This window comes from Rheinheimera texasensis, from assembly GCF_964031785.1.
Lineage (GTDB): Bacteria > Pseudomonadota > Gammaproteobacteria > Enterobacterales > Alteromonadaceae > Pararheinheimera > Pararheinheimera texasensis_A.
Map to the genome: position 1 here is coordinate 998,727 of NZ_CAXIRE010000021.1, position 17,869 is coordinate 1,016,595.

A 17,869-nucleotide genomic window follows, 5' to 3' on the forward strand; every position below is an offset into this window, starting at 1 on the left:
TTTTATGAAAACAACCTTTCTCCCTGCGATCATGACGTGAAGGGTGTTGCAGCGAACAAGTCACTAAGAGGAATTCCAGGATGTACCAAAATAATAAACTGGCGATTGCAGTACAAATCGCTTTAAGTCTGGGTCTGGTTAGCCAGGCACAGGCTCAGGAAACCAAGACCGACGACAAAGTAGAACGTATCGAAGTCACAGGTTCAAAAATCAAACGGATTGGCGAATTGTCGCCAACACCGGTCACCGTCATTACCGGCGACTCCATCGTTGACGCTGGTGTCACCAACGTGGGTGAGCTGCTGAACGATATGCCAAACGCGGTGACAGGTCTGTCACCGGAAACCACCAACAACACCATTTTCGCTTCAGGCCTGAATAACACGGCGCTGCGTGGTCTTGGCACGAACCGTACCCTGGTGTTGGTAAACGGCCGTCGTTTTGTTGGCTCGAACCCAGGCAATAGTGCGGTCGACCTGAACAACATCCCAACAGCGATGGTTGAGCGGATCGAAGTTTCAACCGGTGGCGCATCTGCAGTTTATGGTTCCGACGCCGTTGCTGGTGTGGTGAACATCATCACGAAAAAATCCTTTAACGGTTTTGAAGTCGACGTAGCAACCAGCCGGCCACAGCAAGATGGCGGTGAAGAAGACTTTTACAGCCTGACTTTTGGTAACAGCGAAGGCAAATCTGATTTTATTGCCAACCTGACCTACTCAGAACAGTCGCAGATCCGCGGCAGCCAGCGTGATTTTATCCGTGATGGCCTGATCATGATCGACAACCCTGACAATAAGACAGGTACTGACGGCATCCCGGGACGTATCCTGTGGGAAAAAACCGGTAACCCAATTCTGACCAACTACGGCAAAACCGGTACTTTCGCGGTCGGCGGTAAAAACTACGTATTCGCCAATGACGGCTCAGTGCGTCCATTTGATATGAACGGCGGCACCGCTTATCCATTTGTGGCGGGCAGTACCAACAACAGCCGTTATTTGTCAGCCGACGGCGCACCAGGTGATGGTTATAACACGCTGGACCATACCTATCTGCGTACCCCGCTGGAACGTATCAACCTGAATATGAACTACGGTTATCAAATTAACGATGATCACCGGTTCACTTTCGAATCAACTTATTCCAACACCAAAGCCTTTGGTGAAAGCTCGCCGGCATTTTTCGTGTTAAGCGGCGCCAATGGTATTGACCCACTGAACCCGATGCTGACCGACAGCGCACGCAAGTTCTTTGCTGACAATAAAGTCACGTCATCGATTCAGAACACTTACCTGGCCGATATTTTCGGCAACCGTAAATACGACCAGAACCGGACGCTGGCGCGCGCTGCTATTGGTCTGGAAGGTCTGTTAACAGACACCTGGGGCTATGAAGCTTACGCCCAGAAAGGCCATGTTGATGCCAACTCAAAATGGTTTGGTGAAATGCTGGAAGACCGTTTCTATGCGGCGATCCAGGCCACCCGTGATGGCAATGGCAATATCGTCTGTAAAGATACCGCGATGCGTGCGCAAGGTTGTGTGCCACTGAATATTTACGGTTCGGGGATGGCTTCGCAAGCGGCGCTGGATTGGGTCCGCACTGATGCGATGCGTGATGCGACGCTGGATCAGGATGTTGCTGGTTTCACGGTGACCGGTGATATTTATGAACTGCCAGCCGGTATTGTCAGCTCTGCTTTTAGTGCTGAATACCGTAAAGAACGTTCATCATCACTGCCAGATCCGGCCATGCGTTCAGGTGCTTTATTTAACAACCAGTCGTCACCATTGTCCGGTGAATTCTCAGTGCGCGAAGCTTCTGCTGAATTCTCGATCCCGTTATTGGCTGACCTGGCTTATGTCAAAGACCTGACGCTGGAAACAGCATTCCGCGCCATGGACTACAGCACCACCGGCAGCGAAAATGCCTGGAAAATCAGTCTGAACTACACCATCAATGACGACCTGAAACTGCGTTTAAACCGCTCGAAGTCAGTGCGGGCACCGAACATTGGTGAATTGTACAACCCGCCAGGCCAGACCTTCAGTTCGCTGACAGATCCATGCCAGCAACTGCGCATTGACAGCGCTGGTGTATATAAAGCCAACGTCGAGAAAAACTGCCGCGCGGATGGCATGCCACAAGGCTGGTCACCAACTCCGGCCTGGGTCAATGGCGGCACTAAACCAGGTTTCATCATTGGTAACACTGATCTGAACAGCGAACGCGCCTACGACATCACTGCCGGCTTTATCTATACGCCGTCTTACCTGGATGGTTTCAGCCTGACTGTCGACTACTGGTCATTCAAAATTGCTGACATGATCGAAAGCCACACGGCGCAAAACGTGGTGAACTTCTGTTATCAGTTAGACAGCCTGGATAACCCGTATTGTTCACTGTTTACCCGTGACGCTGTGACCCGTGATATCACCAACTACTTCGTGAAGCCGGTGAACTCGGCATCTGCGGAACTGGCTGGTTACGATATCGAGACCAACTATAAGTTTGACCTGAACGGTTACGGTGCATTAGACCTGCGTTTAATCGCCACTTATACCGAGAAATGGGATCAAAACACTACAGGTCGTGCTGGTGATGACCGCAAGTATGCGGGCACTTATGACACATTCCGCTGGAAAGGCCGTTTTAACGCCAACTACAGCTACGAAGATTTGTCGCTGGTGTTAGGCGCTACTTATATCCACAGCTCAGTCTGGGATCGCAACTCCTGGACACCTGAAGTGAATAACTTCAACGACATCGGCTCTTATATTGCCTGGGATTTAACAGGTAAATATAACCTGACGCCAGAGCTGCAAGTGCGTGCCGGCGTACTGAACCTGGCCGACCGTCAACCAGTGCGTAACCCAAATACCTATAACTCAGGTGAGCACTATGACATTCTGGGTCGTCGTCTGACGCTGGGCGTGAACTACAAGTTCTAATACCCCGCTGGATTCAGTCCCTATCTAAAGGAGAGGCTTGCCTCTCCTTTTTTTCGCCTGTCAATTTGCTGCATTGGTCGCAGCCGGGTTGCCCGAGTGGACCAACACCGACATGCTGCTGGTTTTAGTCAGGAGCCAGGCGCATGCAACTTCATTTTATTAGCCATCCTAAAAGCCAGCTGAAATGCCGCTCAGTGACGCTGCTTTTGTTGCTGTTGAACGCTGCATTGCCAGTTGCAGCCAACACTTATTTCCCGCCAGCCGGCCAATGGGCTGAAGCCACACCGCAAAGTTTGCAGGTGAATGCCACTTTATTACAGCAGGCGGTGGACTATGCCATTGCCAGCGAAAACAAAGCGCCGAAAGATCAGGCGCTGGTGCAGGCCACTACTTTTGGCGCTAAAGAGCCCTATGACCAAATCATCGGGCCTATGAGTGTGCGCGCCGCGGCAAATGGTTTGATTGTGTATCAGGGCAAAGTCATCGCGCGCTGGGGTGATGTCGATAAAGTCGATATGACCCACAGCATCAGCAAAACTTTTTTAACCACAGTGACTGGTCTTGCCTGGCAGCAGGGGCTTATTCAAAACCTCAACGACAAAGTCGCGCCTTATATGCCCCCTGGCGTTGATTTGTATCAGGGCGAACATAACAGCCAAATCCGCTGGGAACATTTATTACGCCAAAGCAGCGACTGGCAAGGCACTTTGTGGGGCAAACCCGACTGGGCCGACCGGCCGGAAGGCAAAACCCCGGCCGACTGGCCGAACCGGCCACTGCACACACCTGGGACTTATTACAAATACAATGATGTGCGGATGAACCTGCTGGCACTGTCGACTTTATATGTCTGGCGCAAACCGCTGCCACAAGTATTAAACGAACAGATTATGCGGCCTATTGGTGCGTCGTCGACCTGGCGCTGGGTTGGTTATGACAACAGCTGGATAGAACTGGACGGCCAAAAGGTGCAGTCAGTGTCTGGTGGCGGCCACTGGGGCGGTGGCATGTTTATCAACGCCTGGGACTTAGCCCGCTTTGGTTATCTGTTTTTACAAGACGGCAACTGGAACGGCAAGCAACTGATAAGACCCGAGTTTATTCAGCAGGCAAGCACCGGCGGCCCGGCCAATGCCCAATATGGTTTTGCTAACTGGTTTTTAAATACTGACCAAAAAGCACTGCCGGCAGCGCCCGCTTCCGCCATCACCTTTGAAGGCGCTGGTCGCAACGTAATTTATCTGGATAAACAACATGACTTATTAATAGTCACCCGCTGGATTGGTAACGGCACTGAACTGAATGAACTGGTTGGCAAAGTGCTGGCAGCACTGCCGGCTGGCAAATAATCCGTGTTGATTGGCAAAAGCACAGTTTGCTACCCTTTCAGGCCTTCGTGGCAGTTGTTGCCACAGGCCTGAATGCGTTATCCTAGCGGCAAATTGCTTTTATTTTTTTGCCAATATCCCTCGTGATATTTATCTGTTGAGATCCTTCGCATGCAAGCACCAGAACAAAGCACTCAGGCACCAGCCGCCACCGCCGCGTATGAGCCGCGCCTGATTGAAACCGCCTTACAACAGCACTGGGCCGACTCTAACGCCTTTAAGGTGACTGAAGAGCCAGGCAAAGAAAAATACTACTGTCTGTCGATGTTTCCTTACCCAAGCGGCCGCCTGCACATGGGCCATGTGCGTAACTACACCATTGGCGATGTGATCAGCCGCTTCCAGCGCATGCAAGGCAAAAACGTGATGCAGCCAATGGGCTGGGATGCTTTTGGTCTGCCGGCTGAAAACGCCGCCATTGCCAATAAAACAGCGCCGGCCAAATGGACTTACGCCAATATCGACTACATGAAAAACCAGCTGAAACGCTTAGGTTTTGGTTATGACTGGGACCGCGAAATCGCCACCTGCAAACCAGAATATTACAAGTGGGAACAATGGTTCTTCACCAAGCTGTTTGAAAAAGGCCTGGTCTACAAAAAAATGGCAACCGTCAACTGGGACCCGGTGGACCAGTGTGTGCTGGCGAACGAGCAGGTCATCGACGGCCGCGGCTGGCGTTCAGGCGCTTTGGTCGAACAGCGTGAGTTAGCCCAGTGGTTTATCAAAATCACTGATTACGCTGAAGAATTACTCAATGACTTAGACCAGCTGGACGAATGGCCAGAGCAGGTCAAAACCATGCAGCGCAACTGGATTGGCCGCTCAGAAGGCGTCGAAATCAAGTTCAGCCTGGGTGGTTCCAGCTACGATTTCACTATTTACACCACCCGGCCTGACACCTTATTTGGTGTGACTTATGTTGCTATTGCGCCGCAGCACCCGCTGGCGCAAAAAGCCGCCAAGCTGGACGACAAGCTGGCTGCCTTTATCGAAGATTGTAAAGGCAACAAAGTGGCTGAAGCCGACATGGCGACGATGGAGAAAAAAGGTCATCCGACCGGTTTCTTCGCCGTGCACCCGCTGACCGGTGAACAGGTGCCGATTTTTGTCGCCAACTTTGTGTTGATGGACTACGGCTCAGGCGCAGTAATGGCAGTCCCTGGCCATGACCAGCGCGACTATGAATTCGCCACCAAATACGGCCTGAAAATCAAACAAGTGGTCGCGCCAGCTGCCGGTTCTGAATCAGTGGTGGATTTAGGCAAAGCCGCCTTTACTGAAAAAGGCGTGTTAATTAATTCCGGCGAATTTGACGGTCTGGATTTCGCAGCAGCTTTTAAAGCTATTTCCGACAAGCTGGTCGAAAAAGGCGTTGGCAAGGTGAAGGTCAATTACCGCTTACGTGACTGGGGCGTGTCGCGCCAACGTTATTGGGGCGCGCCAATCCCGGTGCTGACGCTGGAAGACGGCACGCAAGTGCCGGTGCCTGCCGACCAGCTGCCGGTACGCTTGCCGGAAGATGTGGTGATGGATGGCGTCAAATCGCCAATCAAAGCCGACGTTGAGTGGGCGAAAACCACTTATCAAGGCAAAGCCGCTTTCCATGAAACGGACACTTTTGACACCTTTATGGAATCCAGCTGGTATTACGCCCGTTACTGCAGCCCGGATAACACCGAGATGATGCTGGACCCGGCCAAAGCCAACTACTGGCTGCCGGTCGACCAATACATCGGTGGGATTGAACACGCCATCCTGCATTTGTTGTACTCACGCTTTTTCCACAAGCTGATGCGTGACGTCGGTCTGGTGCAGTCAGACGAGCCGTTTAAACGCCTGTTATGTCAGGGTATGGTGTTAGCTGAAACTTTCTACCGTGACAACGAAGGCGGCAGCAAAACCTGGTTCTCGCCACAAGATGTCGCTGTAGAGCGTGACGACAAAGGCCGTATTATTGGTGCAGTGCTCAAATCCGACGGCCAGAAAGTTGAATCGGCCGGTATGAGCAAAATGTCGAAGTCAAAAAACAACGGCATAGACCCACAAACAGTCATCGACCAATACGGCGCTGACACTGTGCGTTTGTTTATGATGTTCACCTCACCACCAGAGCAAACGCTGGAATGGCAGGATTCTGCCGTTGAAGGTGCGCTGCGTTTCCTGCGCCGCGTCTGGACTTTGGTCAATGAATTTAGCACCTTTGGCCAGGTGGAAACTGTCGACAAAGCGGCATTAAACGCCGACCAAAAAGCGCTGCGCCGTGAACTGCATAAAACTATCGCCAAGGTGACTGACGACATCGGCCGGCGTTATACCTTCAACACCGCTGTCGCCGCCATTATGGAGCTGATGAACAAGCTGCAAAAAGCGCCAGTTGAAACCGCGCAGGATAAAGCGGTGCTCGGCGAAGCCATTATTGCCGTACTGCAACTGCTGAACCCGATCACGCCGCACTTATCACAATATCTGTGGAAAGCGCTGGGCTACGCCACTGAACTGGAGCGTAGCGGCTGGCCTGTGGTGGATGAATCTGCGCTGGTCGAAGATGCCAAGCTGGTGGTGGTGCAAATCAACGGTAAAGTGCGCAGCAAAGTCACAGTGGCTATTGATGCGACCCAGGACGACGTGCTGGCGCTCGCCAAAGCCGAAGAAAACGTTCAGCGTTATCTGGAAGGCGTCGAGCTGAAAAAAGTCGTGTACGTGCCGGGTAAACTGCTGAGTCTGGTGGTCGGCTGATGCGCGCCCTGCGCCTGTCTGCCCTGCTGTTACCGCTGCTGCTGAGCCTGCTGCTCAGCGGTTGCGGTTTTCAGCTGCGGGGGTCTTTACCGCTGGAAAAATATCCGGCGGTATATCTGCAAGGCGACAAACACTCTGAGCTGTTGCAGCAACTGGGTGCGCAATTAGAGCGCAATCAGGTCAAATTGCTGGATAGCTCCGATGCCAAATCTGCCATTTTTGTGCTGGATTCAGACAGCCTGCAGCGTCGCACTTTGTCGTTGTTCCCGAATGGTCAGGTCGCCGAATACGAATTGATTTACAAGGTCAACTATCAGCTGGTATTGCCTGGACAAGAGCCTCGCCCTTACCAGATTGAACTGTACCGCGATTATCAGGACGACCCGTCCCGCGCACTGGCGAAATCAAAAGAGCTGGACCTGATGCTGACCGAACTGCGCTCGCAGGCCGTTGCCCGTATTATCCGTCAATTCGGCCGGCTCTAAGCCATGCTGAAACTCTATGCCAATCAACTGGGCGCCAGCTTAAAAAAACAGCTGGCACCGGTTTATCTGGTATTTGGTGAAGAACCCTTACAAAAACTGGAAAGCCTCGATGAGATCCGCGCTGCGGCACGCGTCCAGGGTTTTACCGAGCGGCAAAGTTATCTGCTCGAAGCGCAGCTTGACTGGGACAGCCTGTTTGGCGAATTTAACAGCCTGTCGTTGTTTTCCGACCGCAAGCTGATTGAACTTGACCTTGGCACCAGCAAAATCACCCCGGCCCAACAAGACCAGCTGAAAAAAATCCCGCCGATGCTGCACCCAGATGTCTGCCTGGTATTACACGCGGCGCGCAACAGCGGTGAATTCAGCAAAACCAGCTGGTTTAAAACGCTGTCTGAGCAAGGCGTACAGGTGCAGTTTTACCCGCTTGATGACCAGCAGTTTATGCGCTGGCTGAAAGATCGCGCGCAGCAGCTTGGCCTGAAATTACAAACCGACGCCTTGCAGCTGTTGCAACATCATGCCGCCGGTAACTTACTGGCGGCACGGCAAGAACTGGAAAAGCTGGCACTGACTGCGCCTGGTCAGTGGCTGGATGGCGCTTTTTTGCAGCAATATCTGGCAGACCAATCACATTTTACCGTGTTTCAGCTGGTGGACGCTTTATTGGCCGGCCAGGGCGAAGAAGCGCTGCACCGGCTCGACCGGCTGTTACAACAGGACACTGAACCTGTGATCATCGCCTGGCAGCTGCAAAAAGAAGCCACGACTTTATTAGCGCTGCAACAAGCCGGTCAGGTCGGCGACGAGCTTTATAAAAAACACGGCATCTGGCCCAAACGCCAGCCCCTCTATCAGCAGGCGTTGCTGCGGTTATCGCCAAACTGGTTACATTTTTTGTTGCAGGAACTGCAGGTGTTTGACCGCAGTTTTAAATCTGGTCAGTTAAGCCATCCGGAAACTGCACTGGCGCACCTGGTGACTTTGTTTATCAAACCTGTACCCAAAGTTTTTGCTTTGCAGCAGCTGGTCGCCGGAGATTAACCGATGGCAGCGGCTACGCCCCTACTACGTGGCTTTTATGGCGGCACTTTTGACCCTATCCATCAGGGCCATTTGTTATCGGCGCTTTATGTGCAACAGGCTTGTCAGCTCGATAGCCTCGACCTGTTGCCCTGTCATTTGCCACCGCACCGCGATTCTCCGAGCAGCAGCGCCCATCGCGCTGAGATGGTTCGCTTAGCGATAGCACCTTATCCCCAGCTGCAGCTGAACCTGCTGGAACTAAAGCGCGACACGCCGTCTTACACCGTCGATACCCTGACTGAACTGAAACAGCAATATCCAGCGGACATTCTGTGTTTTGTCATCGGTATGGACTCGTTGTGTTATTTCACCCGCTGGCATCGCTGGCCGGATATTCTGGCGCTCTGTCATCTGCTGGTATTGCAAAGACCCGGCTACAGCGCCGCTTCCGGTGATGCGCCTGGGCTTCTGCAGCAATTTGGCTGTCCGTCCTTCACCGCTTTACGAGAAGCAAAGCATGGCCACATTCTGCTGCTGCAAAACCCGCCTGTGGATGTTTCCGCCACCGCTATCCGCAGTGGCGAGGCCGCGCCAGCGCAGCAAATTCCGGCGGTGCAGGCCTATATCCAGCGGCATGGTCTGTATCGGCGCTGAAATCAGCGGAAATCCTGACATTAGGCCTTTTCCGACTTTGGCTTGCGCGGCAGAAACTGTTAACATGCAGCCATTGTGATTGAAGGACCCGCATGGTGCACAGCGAACAACTAGCCGCTTTTGTCGTGGATAAACTCGACGATATGAAAGGCCGCGACATCATCCAGTTAGATGTCAAAGGCAAATCCTCGGAAACCGAATTTATGGTGATTTGCTCCGGCACGTCCAACCGCCACACCCGCGCTGTCGCCGGGTATCTTATCAGCGAAGCCCGTAAAGCCGGCCTGCATATTATCGGTACCGAAGGCGATCGCAGTGCAGAATGGGTACTGATCGACCTTGGCGACGTGGTTGTGCATGTGATGCAGGAAGAAAGCCGGCAGTTTTATCAGCTGGAAAAACTCTGGGCGGCCTGAACGATGAAACTGATTTTAATCGCCGTAGGCACCAAAATGCCGGGCTGGGTCACCACCGGCTTTGAAGAATATGCCCGACGTTTTCCGCGTGATATGCCGTTTGAACTGATTGAAATCCCGGCCGGCAAACGCGGCAAAAACGCCGACATCAAACGTATTCTGGATATCGAAGGCGAAAAAATGCTGGCCGCTGTGCCCAAAGGCGCCCGCATCATCACGCTGGAAGTCGAAGGCGGCAATTGGTCCAGCCCGCAACTGTCACAAAAACTGGTGCAATGGCAACTCGATGGCCGCGACGTCTGTTTGTTCGTCGGTGGACCAGAAGGCCTGGCGCCGGCGTGCATCGCCGCCAGCGAAGGCAAATGGTCATTGTCGGCCTTAACCTTACCGCATCCGCTGGTGCGCGTGGTGCTGGCAGAAAGCCTGTACCGCGCCTGGAGTATCAGCACCAACCATCCTTATCATCGCGAGTAACGGATGCAAAAACGCCGTATTGCCATTGCCGATGTTGCTTTTGAAACGCTGCTGTTTAACCGCCGGGCGCTGTTTGCTTTTGGTTTTATTCTGCTGTGCTTTGGCATTCTGATCGCCAATTTGTATAACCTGCAAGTGCTGCGCTACGAAGAATACTCGACCCGCGCCGACGGCAACCGCATCAAGCTGGTGCCCTTATCGCCCAACCGCGGCATGATTTTCGACCGGCGCGGCACTTTACTGGCAGAAAATGCGCCGGTGCATTCGATAGAACTGGTACCGGAACAAGTGCCGGACCTGGCTGCCACGGTCGAACAAATCGCCGCTATCATCGAGATCACCCCAGAACAAAAAGCGGACTTTTTTAAAGAGGTCAAAGCACAGCGCCGGTTTAAAAGTATTGCGTTAAAAGAACTACTGACCGAACAGGAAGTGGCGCGCCTCGCTGTACATCTGCACAAGCTCAAAGGCGTCACTTTAGAAGCACGTTTAACCCGGCATTATCCATACGGTGATTTGCTGACGCATGGCCTCGGCTACATCGGCAAAATTAACGACAAAGAATTTAAACAGATTGAAGAAAACGGCCAAAGCCCAAATTACGCTGCTACACGCGACATCGGTAAAATCGGTATTGAAAAATATTACGAAGCGCAACTGCACGGCACCGTTGGCTTTCAGGAGGTGGAAGTCAATAACCGTGGCCGGGTGATCCGCACATTGCGCGAACAACCAGCGGTTTCCGGCGACGATTTATATCTGACTTTGGACTTAGGTTTACAGTTAAAAGCGCAGGAAGCTCTGGGGGAAAACCGCGGCGCTATCGTCGCTTTGGACCCGCGCACCGGCGGTATTCTGGCGTTTTATTCCAACCCTTCTTATGACCCGAATTTATTTGTCCACGGCATCAGCGGCAAAAACTACCGGATGTTGCTGAATTCACCGGACCGGCCTTTGGTGAACCGGATGACACAAGGTGTTTATCCACCGGCCTCGACGGTGAAACCGCTGATGGCGGTCGCAGGCCTTGAAGCCGGTATTGTCACTGAACACACCCGGGTGCCTGACCCTGGTTTTTACCGTTTGCCAAAAGTCAGCCGGCCCTGGCGCGACCATATCAAATGGGGCCATGGTTATGTCGATGTTTACACCGGCATCATCAAAAGCTGTGACACTTATTTCTATGATTTAGCGTACAAAATGGGCGTCGACCGCATTTCTGATTTTATGCAGAAGGCCGGTTACGGCCATTTGTCCGGCATCGATATCGGTGAAGAAACATCTGGCCTGATGCCAAGCCGTGAATGGAAAAAAGTCCGGCGCAAACAAAATTGGGGACCAGGGGACACCATTAACATCGGTATCGGCCAGGGCTACTGGCAATCCACGCCGCTGCAAATTGCCCTGACTACCTCGACGCTGATTAATGACGGCGCTCGTATCACACCACGGCTTGGCGAAAGCTTTCGTAATGCTGAGCAACAAACCTCACTGTTAAAACCGCTGGAACAGGTCATCGAAGTCATCAATCCACAAAACTGGGCCATCGCACGCGAAGCCATGTACCGCACTGTTCAGGAAGGCGGCACGGCGCATGGCGCATTCATCGGAGTGCCCTACACCGCAGGCGGTAAAACCGGCACTGCCCAGGTCATTAATATCGCCGCCGGTGTAAAGTACAAAGCCAGTAACATCAGCGAACGCCATCGTGACAATGCGCTGTTTGTTGGTTATGCGCCGCATGACAAGCCGGAAATTGTCATCTCAGTCATCGTTGAAAACGTTGCCAGTGGCGGCGGAGGCACCAATGCCGCACCAGTCGCACGCCAGCTGATGGATTATTATTTCTCGCCGCAATACAACGAGCCGCAATTGCCAGACCGCGCCACAGTACAAAAAATGCAGGCCGAACGCGCTGCAGCCATGATGGTGCGTGAACAACGTTATGCCGAAGAAGCGGCGCGGGAAAAAGCGGCAAAAGAATTGGCCGCACAAAAAACCAGTGAGAGCAAAGCCGCTCCCCCTGTTGCCCCTGCACCAGCCAATACTGAAGTCAGCTCCGATAATGTGCCGGCCCGCAGTCAGCCACAAAACGCCGCCCCGGTAATTGACACGCCGGAGCCTGAAGACTTACCGGCACCTCAGCTGGACGAAGAAGGCCAGCAGCAAGGTCAACAGCAAAATAGCGGCAACAATGCCACCGGCACGCAAAGTGGAGGCCGCTTATGAACAGTTTTCTGGAAAACACCACACACCGCCTGCAACGCTGGCATATCGACCTGCCGTTACTGATTGGTATATTGGCCGCCACAATCCTTGGTCTGGTTACGCTGTATAGCGCTGATGGTCAGGATTTAATTAAGCTGGAACAGCAGACGGCACGGCTTGGTTTTGCCCTGGTTGTCATGTTTGGCCTCGCCCAGGTTAATCCAAAAACTTACCAACATTGGTCCGTGCCTTTGTACTGCTTTGGCGTCGTGATGCTGGTGCTGGTTGAACTTTTCGGTTATACCGCCAAGGGCTCTACCCGCTGGCTGGACCTTGGCTTTACCAAGTTTCAGCCCTCAGAAATAATGAAACTGGCAGTGCCGATGGCGGTCGCCTGGTATATGGGCAATCAGCCTATCCCGCCGCGCATCCGCGATATTTTGGTTGGTTTTGTGATCTGTCTGGTACCGACGTTACTGATCGCCAAACAGCCTGATCTCGGAACTTCGATTCTGGTGTGTGTCGCCGGGGTTTTTGTGATTTTTTTCAGTGGCATGAGCTGGAAAATCATCGGTGTGATCGCCGGTCTTATCGCCGGATTCATTCCGATTTTGTGGAATTTTCTGATGCATGATTACCAGCGTCAGCGTGTTTTGACGCTGCTGGATGAAGAGCGCGATCCACTCGGTAAAGGCTTTCAGATCATCCAGTCAAAGATTGCGATTGGCTCCGGCGGCATTGAAGGCAAAGGCTGGTTGCATGGCACCCAGTCACAGCTGGAATTTTTACCAGAGCGCCATACCGATTTTATTTTTGCGGTGTATTCGGAAGAATTTGGCCTGATGGGTGTGTTAGCCCTGCTGGCGATTTATCTGTTTATTCTCGGCCGTGGCCTTATCATCGCCAGCCAGGCACAGGACAATTACAGCAAATTTCTGGCCGGCAGTATCACGCTGACGTTTTTTGTCTATGTGTTTGTAAATATCGGCATGGTATCTGGTATCCTGCCGGTAGTTGGCGTGCCTTTGCCGCTCATCAGCTATGGTGGCACCTCATTGGTCACTTTATTAGCCGGCTTTGGCATTCTGATGTCGATCAGTACCCACAAACGGATGTTAGCAAAACAATCATGAAGCACAGCGCCCGAATTTTTCATCTCCCTTGCTCCGGCAAAACAGTTTCCGTTATCGCTCTTGCCGTTTTTCTTGCAGCTTGTTCCAGCGCGCCGGAGTCGACCGACAGTGGGCTGCGCGACAATATGGACCCGAATGCCGGCCGTTATTCGCAGGACAAAGACAGTATTCCGCTACGCCTGCCGACCGAAGACGAATTACGCGACCCGGAACCAACAGTTGAAGCGCTAAGCCGCGGTGGTAACAAACCTTATAACATTTATGGTGTGAATTACTCACCGCGCACCGACATTCTGCAATATGAGGAACAAGGCACCGCGTCCTGGTACGGCAGCAAGTTTCACGGCCATCTGACGTCAAACGGCGAAGTGTACAATGTGTTTTCGATGACGGCGGCGCATAAAACCTTGCCTCTGCCCTCCTATGTGCGGGTGACCAATCTCGACAACTACCGCACGGCCATTGTGCGGGTCAACGACCGCGGCCCGTTCCACGACAACCGTATTATCGATTTGTCCTACTCGGCCGCCTATAAACTGGGTATTTTCCCGGGCGGCACCGGCCGCGTGAAGCTGGAACTGATTTCATCCCCGGCGATGGCGTCACAGGAAAGTTTTGCCACCCCTATTGCCAAACTGCCGGACATTCCTTATCAGCCAGTGACGCCAAGCGAGCGGCCAAGCCGCAGCAGCAATGAATTTGTTGAGCGGCCTTATGTCCCGGCGACCAGCGCGCCAGCCACTGTGCCGGCACGCAGCAGCACTACAGCAGCATCTAATGCGCCAGCACGTCCGGCCGCTTCGTCGCAGCTGGCCAGTACCAGCAGTGCCGATGGCTGTTTTATCCAGCTGATTGCCAGCAGCGATAAAGCCAAAGTGCAGCGTTTAGGGAACGAATTACAACAGCAATTGTCCGTACCTACAGCCATTGAAAATGCCAACGGCCTGTTCCGGCTGCTAGCCGGCCCGTTGCAGGGCAATGCGCAACATGTGCTGGACACAGTGCGTTCCGGTGAATATCCGCAGGCATATTTCACCAATAAGAGTTTATGTGGCTGAAAAGCCCAATCCAATTAACCTGTTAGCACAATAAGAAAGAGTCTCATGAATCAGTATCGTCGTCTTTTACTCGCCACCAGCCTCAGCTGCTTTAGTTTCTTCGCGCACAGCCAGGCTGTCCAAATCACCCCAACCCCACCGGAAGTGATTGCTAAAGGTTTTATCCTGATTGATTTTCACACTGGCAAAGTGCTGGCTGAAGGCAATGCCGACACGTCTTTAGCGCCGGCCAGTCTGACGAAGATGATGACCAGCTATGTCATCGGTACCGAAATCAAAAACGGCAATGTCAAACCAACCGATCAGGTCACGATCAGTGAAAACGCCTGGGCGAAGAAATACACCGACTCATCCAAGATGTTTATCGAAGTGGGTAAAACCATTTCCGTTGAAGAATTAAACCGCGGCATTATCATCCAGTCTGGCAACGACGCCTGTGTGGCGATGGCAGAACATATCGCCGGTACTGAAGGTGCTTTCGCAGAATTGATGAATGCCCATGCCAAACGTCTGGGCATGGATAATACCCATTTCACCAACTCACACGGTTATCCGGACCCTGAACTGAAAACCACTGCCCGCGATATGGCAAAGTTGTCGGTAGCATTAATCCGCGACGTACCGGAAGAGTACAAAATTTACTCCGAAAAAGAGTACGTGTTTAATGGCATCAAACAATACAACCGCAATGGTTTGTTGTGGGATAAAAGCCTGAATGTTGACGGCATCAAAACCGGCCACACCTCAGAAGCCGGCTATAGCCTGATCACCTCAGCCACTAAAGACGGCATGCGGCTGATTTCAGTGGTGATGGGCACTGAAAGCGCCAAAGCCCGCGAAGCTGAAAACAGAAAATTACTGACTTATGGCTTCCGCTTTTTTGAGACTTTCTCGCCATACAAAGCCGGTGAAGAGTTTGCATCGCAACGGGTCTGGCAAGGTGTCAAAGAGAATATCAGCCTGGGTGTGTTAAGCGAAACGCCAATCACGCTGCAACGTGGCCAGCGTAAAAACATCAAAGCCGACTTCAAACTGAACCAGCAACTGGTGGCGCCTATTGCTAAAGGTCAGGTGGTTGGTACTGTTTATCTGAAGTTAAATGACGCTGACATTGCTGAGTATCCGCTGGTTGCACTGGAAGATATTGAGCAGGCAGGCATTTTTGGCCGCTTGGTTGATTATGTGAAGATGCAGCTGCAATAACAGACCGCAGATATTTCAGCGTACTGACGAAAGTCCCGGCACAGCCCGGGACTTTTTGTTAGAATAGAGCCCGTTTTTTCGCTGTTCCCTGCTAAGAGCAAGAGGTGTGCTGTGGTGACTGTGGTTAAAGATACCAAATTTGACGAATTTCTGGAGTTTCCCTGCGCTTTTACCTTTAAGGTGCTGGGGCTGGCCCACGAAGATCTGGTGCCGCAGGTGATTGCAACTTTGCATCAACATGCCGGTGCCAACGATTACGCACCAACGGTTAAACCTTCCAGTAAAGGTAACTACCACTCAGTATCTGTGTCGGTTGTGGTGCGGGACAAAGACCATATCGAACTGCTGTATACCGAACTTGGCAGGCTCGAACTGGTCCGCTATGTCATGTAACACTCGCGCAAGCCGGCCAACACCTTATAATGCGCCGGCCTTATCAGCCAGAATTCAGCCGAGGATTGCCTATTGCCCTGTTCTGATGCTCTGATCATCCGCGATTTAGGTCTGGTGGATTACACGTCGACCTGGCAACGGATGCAGCAATTTACCGATCAACGTGACGACGATACTATCGACGAAATCTGGTTACTGGAACATCCGCCGGTGTTCACTCAGGGCCAGGCCGGCAAAGCCGAGCATCTGCTGTTTCCGGGCGATATTCCGGTAGTACAGGTCGACCGCGGCGGTCAGGTCACTTATCACGGTCCGGGCCAACTGGTGGCTTATGTGTTGCTGAATATCAAACGCCGCAATTTAGGAGTACGCCAACTGGTGAACCTGATTGAGCACAGCATTATTGCTACACTGGCGCAAAATGATGTAGAGGCTTATGCCAAGGCTGATGCACCTGGTGTTTATGTCGATGAAAAAAAAGTGGCGTCACTCGGCCTTCGTGTACGTAAAGGCTGTACCTTCCATGGTCTGGCGCTGAATGTCGATATGGATTTATCACCCTTTTCCCGTATTAACCCTTGCGGTTATGCCGGCATGCAAATGGTACAAAGTAAAGATTTGGGCGGGCCTGTGTCGATACAACAGGCAAAACAGCAACTGAGTGCTCAGCTGATTAACCTGCTGAATGTCAGTGAATTTCAGGAATTAACAGGGTTTTAGTACAGATGACCAAAACTGCCCGTATGGAGCCAGGCGTCAAACTGCGTGATGCTGACAAAATGGCCTTAATCCCGGTAAAAGTATTGCCAACCGAACCAGCCGAAATGCTGCGCAAGCCGGCCTGGCTCAAAATCAAATTACCAAAAAGCTCTGAACGTATCGATGAAATTAAAGGTGCCCTGCGTAAGCATGGCCTGCATTCGGTCTGTGAAGAAGCGTCTTGTCCAAATCTGACTGAATGTTTTAATCACGGTACTGCGACTTTTATGATTTTGGGCGCGATCTGCACCCGCCGTTGCCCGTTTTGTGATGTAGCGCATGGCCGTCCGCTGCCACCAAGCGCCGAAGAGCCGGAAAAACTGGCACTGACTATCAAAGATATGAAGCTGAAGTATGTGGTGATCACCTCCGTCGACCGTGATGACCTGCGTGATGGTGGCGCCCAGCATTTTGCCGACTGTATCAGTGCTATCCGCCGCGAAACGCCAACAATCAAAATTGAAGTGCTGGTGCCTGATTTCCGTGGCCGCATGGACACAGCACTCGACATTCTGACCCAAACGCCGCCCGATGTGTTTAACCATAACCTGGAAACCGCACCACGTCTGTACAAACTGGCGCGGCCGGGTGCGGACTACAAATGGTCGCTGGAACTGTTACGTCGCTACAAAGAAGCGCATCCGGAAGTATCAACCAAATCCGGTCTGATGGTAGGCCTTGGTGAAACCACCGAAGAAATCATTGAAGTGATGAAAGACTTACGCGCCCACAACGTTGATATGCTGACCGTTGGTCAGTACCTGCAGCCGAGTAAACACCACTTACCGGTCAAACGTTATATGGCGCCGGAAGAGTTTGATGAAATCAAACGCATCGGTTATGAGATTGGCTTTAAGCATGTCGCTTCAGGCCCATTTGTTCGTTCGAGTTATCATGCCGACCGCCAGGCCGCCGGTGAAGATATCAGTTAGCAGTTAATCAGGCTGAAGTTGTTCCAAAGCAGGCTGTATCACAACAG

The 17,869-nt window shown here is 52.3% G+C and carries 15 protein-coding genes; all 15 read left to right on the top strand.

The features are described from left to right. The first annotated feature begins 80 nt into the window (after nt 1-80). Nucleotides 81-2,954: a TonB-dependent receptor gene (locus tag ABNT34_RS16000; RefSeq protein WP_348733392.1), complete on the top strand. Its 2,874-nt coding sequence runs from the start codon at nt 81-83 to the stop codon at nt 2,952-2,954. Between the two features lie 143 nt (nt 2,955-3,097). After that, entirely contained in the window at nt 3,098-4,303 is a 1,206-nt protein-coding gene (locus ABNT34_RS16005; protein WP_348733394.1) for a serine hydrolase, read from the top strand. A gap of 150 nt (nt 4,304-4,453) precedes the next feature. Next, entirely contained in the window at nt 4,454-7,081 is a 2,628-nt protein-coding gene (leuS, locus tag ABNT34_RS16010) for a leucine--tRNA ligase (RefSeq protein WP_348733396.1), read from the top strand. Then, nucleotides 7,081-7,566, top strand: coding sequence for an LPS assembly lipoprotein LptE (gene lptE, locus ABNT34_RS16015; protein WP_348733398.1), 486 nt, complete (start codon nt 7,081-7,083; stop codon nt 7,564-7,566). The genes leuS and lptE overlap by 1 nt, the downstream gene beginning before the upstream one ends. Nucleotides 7,567-7,569: 3 nt before the next feature. After that, nucleotides 7,570-8,610, top strand: coding sequence for a DNA polymerase III subunit delta (holA, locus tag ABNT34_RS16020; protein ID WP_348733400.1), 1,041 nt, complete (start codon nt 7,570-7,572; stop codon nt 8,608-8,610). Between the two features lie 3 nt (nt 8,611-8,613). Further along, nucleotides 8,614-9,246, top strand: coding sequence for a nicotinate-nucleotide adenylyltransferase (nadD, locus tag ABNT34_RS16025; RefSeq protein ID WP_348733402.1), 633 nt, complete (start codon nt 8,614-8,616; stop codon nt 9,244-9,246). A gap of 92 nt (nt 9,247-9,338) precedes the next feature. Continuing rightward, on the top strand, nt 9,339-9,662 hold the full coding sequence (gene rsfS / locus ABNT34_RS16030; RefSeq protein ID WP_348733404.1) for a ribosome silencing factor: 324 nt from the start codon (nt 9,339-9,341) through the stop codon (nt 9,660-9,662). Between the two features lie 3 nt (nt 9,663-9,665). After that, on the top strand, nt 9,666-10,136 hold the full coding sequence (gene rlmH, locus ABNT34_RS16035; protein WP_348733406.1) for a 23S rRNA (pseudouridine(1915)-N(3))-methyltransferase RlmH: 471 nt from the start codon (nt 9,666-9,668) through the stop codon (nt 10,134-10,136). Nucleotides 10,137-10,139: 3 nt separating this feature from the next. Next, nucleotides 10,140-12,365 carry a penicillin-binding protein 2 gene (gene mrdA / locus ABNT34_RS16040; protein ID WP_348733408.1) on the top strand — a complete coding sequence of 742 codons (2,226 nt, stop codon included), beginning with the start codon at nt 10,140-10,142 and terminating at the stop codon, nt 12,363-12,365. Next, nucleotides 12,362-13,477, top strand: a complete 1,116-nt coding sequence (gene rodA / locus ABNT34_RS16045) for a rod shape-determining protein RodA (protein WP_348733410.1) — start codon at nt 12,362-12,364, stop codon at nt 13,475-13,477. The genes mrdA and rodA overlap by 4 nt, the downstream gene beginning before the upstream one ends. Before the next feature lie 125 nt (nt 13,478-13,602). Further along, nucleotides 13,603-14,535: a septal ring lytic transglycosylase RlpA family protein gene (locus ABNT34_RS16050; protein WP_348733412.1), complete on the top strand. Its 933-nt coding sequence runs from the start codon at nt 13,603-13,605 to the stop codon at nt 14,533-14,535. 45 nt (nt 14,536-14,580) lie between these two features. Further along, complete coding sequence (locus tag ABNT34_RS16055; protein ID WP_348733414.1) at nt 14,581-15,738, top strand: D-alanyl-D-alanine carboxypeptidase family protein; 1,158 nt, start codon at nt 14,581-14,583, stop codon at nt 15,736-15,738. 114 nt (nt 15,739-15,852) lie between these two features. Next, the gene (gene ybeD, locus ABNT34_RS16060) at nt 15,853-16,131 is read left to right on the top strand and encodes a DUF493 family protein YbeD (protein WP_348733416.1); all 279 of its coding nucleotides are present in this window, start codon (nt 15,853-15,855) and stop codon (nt 16,129-16,131) included. Nucleotides 16,132-16,221: 90 nt separating this feature from the next. Then, nucleotides 16,222-16,851, top strand: a complete 630-nt coding sequence (gene lipB, locus ABNT34_RS16065; protein ID WP_348733728.1) for a lipoyl(octanoyl) transferase LipB — start codon at nt 16,222-16,224, stop codon at nt 16,849-16,851. Between the two features lie 5 nt (nt 16,852-16,856). Beyond that, the gene (gene lipA, locus ABNT34_RS16070) at nt 16,857-17,822 is read left to right on the top strand and encodes a lipoyl synthase (RefSeq protein WP_348733417.1); all 966 of its coding nucleotides are present in this window, start codon (nt 16,857-16,859) and stop codon (nt 17,820-17,822) included. Nucleotides 17,823-17,869 lie beyond the last annotated feature (47 nt).

Coding starts and splice junctions, on each gene's coding strand:
- mrdA (WP_348733408.1), top strand. CDS start 10,140: ATGCAAAAACGCCGTATTGCCATTGCCGATGTTGCTTTTGAAACGCTG.
- lipA (WP_348733417.1), top strand. CDS start 16,857: ATGACCAAAACTGCCCGTATGGAGCCAGGCGTCAAACTGCGTGATGCT.
- rodA (WP_348733410.1), top strand. CDS start 12,362: ATGAACAGTTTTCTGGAAAACACCACACACCGCCTGCAACGCTGGCAT.
- rlmH (WP_348733406.1), top strand. CDS start 9,666: ATGAAACTGATTTTAATCGCCGTAGGCACCAAAATGCCGGGCTGGGTC.
- ABNT34_RS16000 (WP_348733392.1), top strand. CDS start 81: ATGTACCAAAATAATAAACTGGCGATTGCAGTACAAATCGCTTTAAGT.
- holA (WP_348733400.1), top strand. CDS start 7,570: ATGCTGAAACTCTATGCCAATCAACTGGGCGCCAGCTTAAAAAAACAG.
- leuS (WP_348733396.1), top strand. CDS start 4,454: ATGCAAGCACCAGAACAAAGCACTCAGGCACCAGCCGCCACCGCCGCG.
- ABNT34_RS16050 (WP_348733412.1), top strand. CDS start 13,603: ATGGACCCGAATGCCGGCCGTTATTCGCAGGACAAAGACAGTATTCCG.
- rsfS (WP_348733404.1), top strand. CDS start 9,339: ATGGTGCACAGCGAACAACTAGCCGCTTTTGTCGTGGATAAACTCGAC.
- ABNT34_RS16055 (WP_348733414.1), top strand. CDS start 14,581: ATGAATCAGTATCGTCGTCTTTTACTCGCCACCAGCCTCAGCTGCTTT.
- lptE (WP_348733398.1), top strand. CDS start 7,081: ATGCGCGCCCTGCGCCTGTCTGCCCTGCTGTTACCGCTGCTGCTGAGC.
- ABNT34_RS16005 (WP_348733394.1), top strand. CDS start 3,098: ATGCAACTTCATTTTATTAGCCATCCTAAAAGCCAGCTGAAATGCCGC.
- nadD (WP_348733402.1), top strand. CDS start 8,614: ATGGCAGCGGCTACGCCCCTACTACGTGGCTTTTATGGCGGCACTTTT.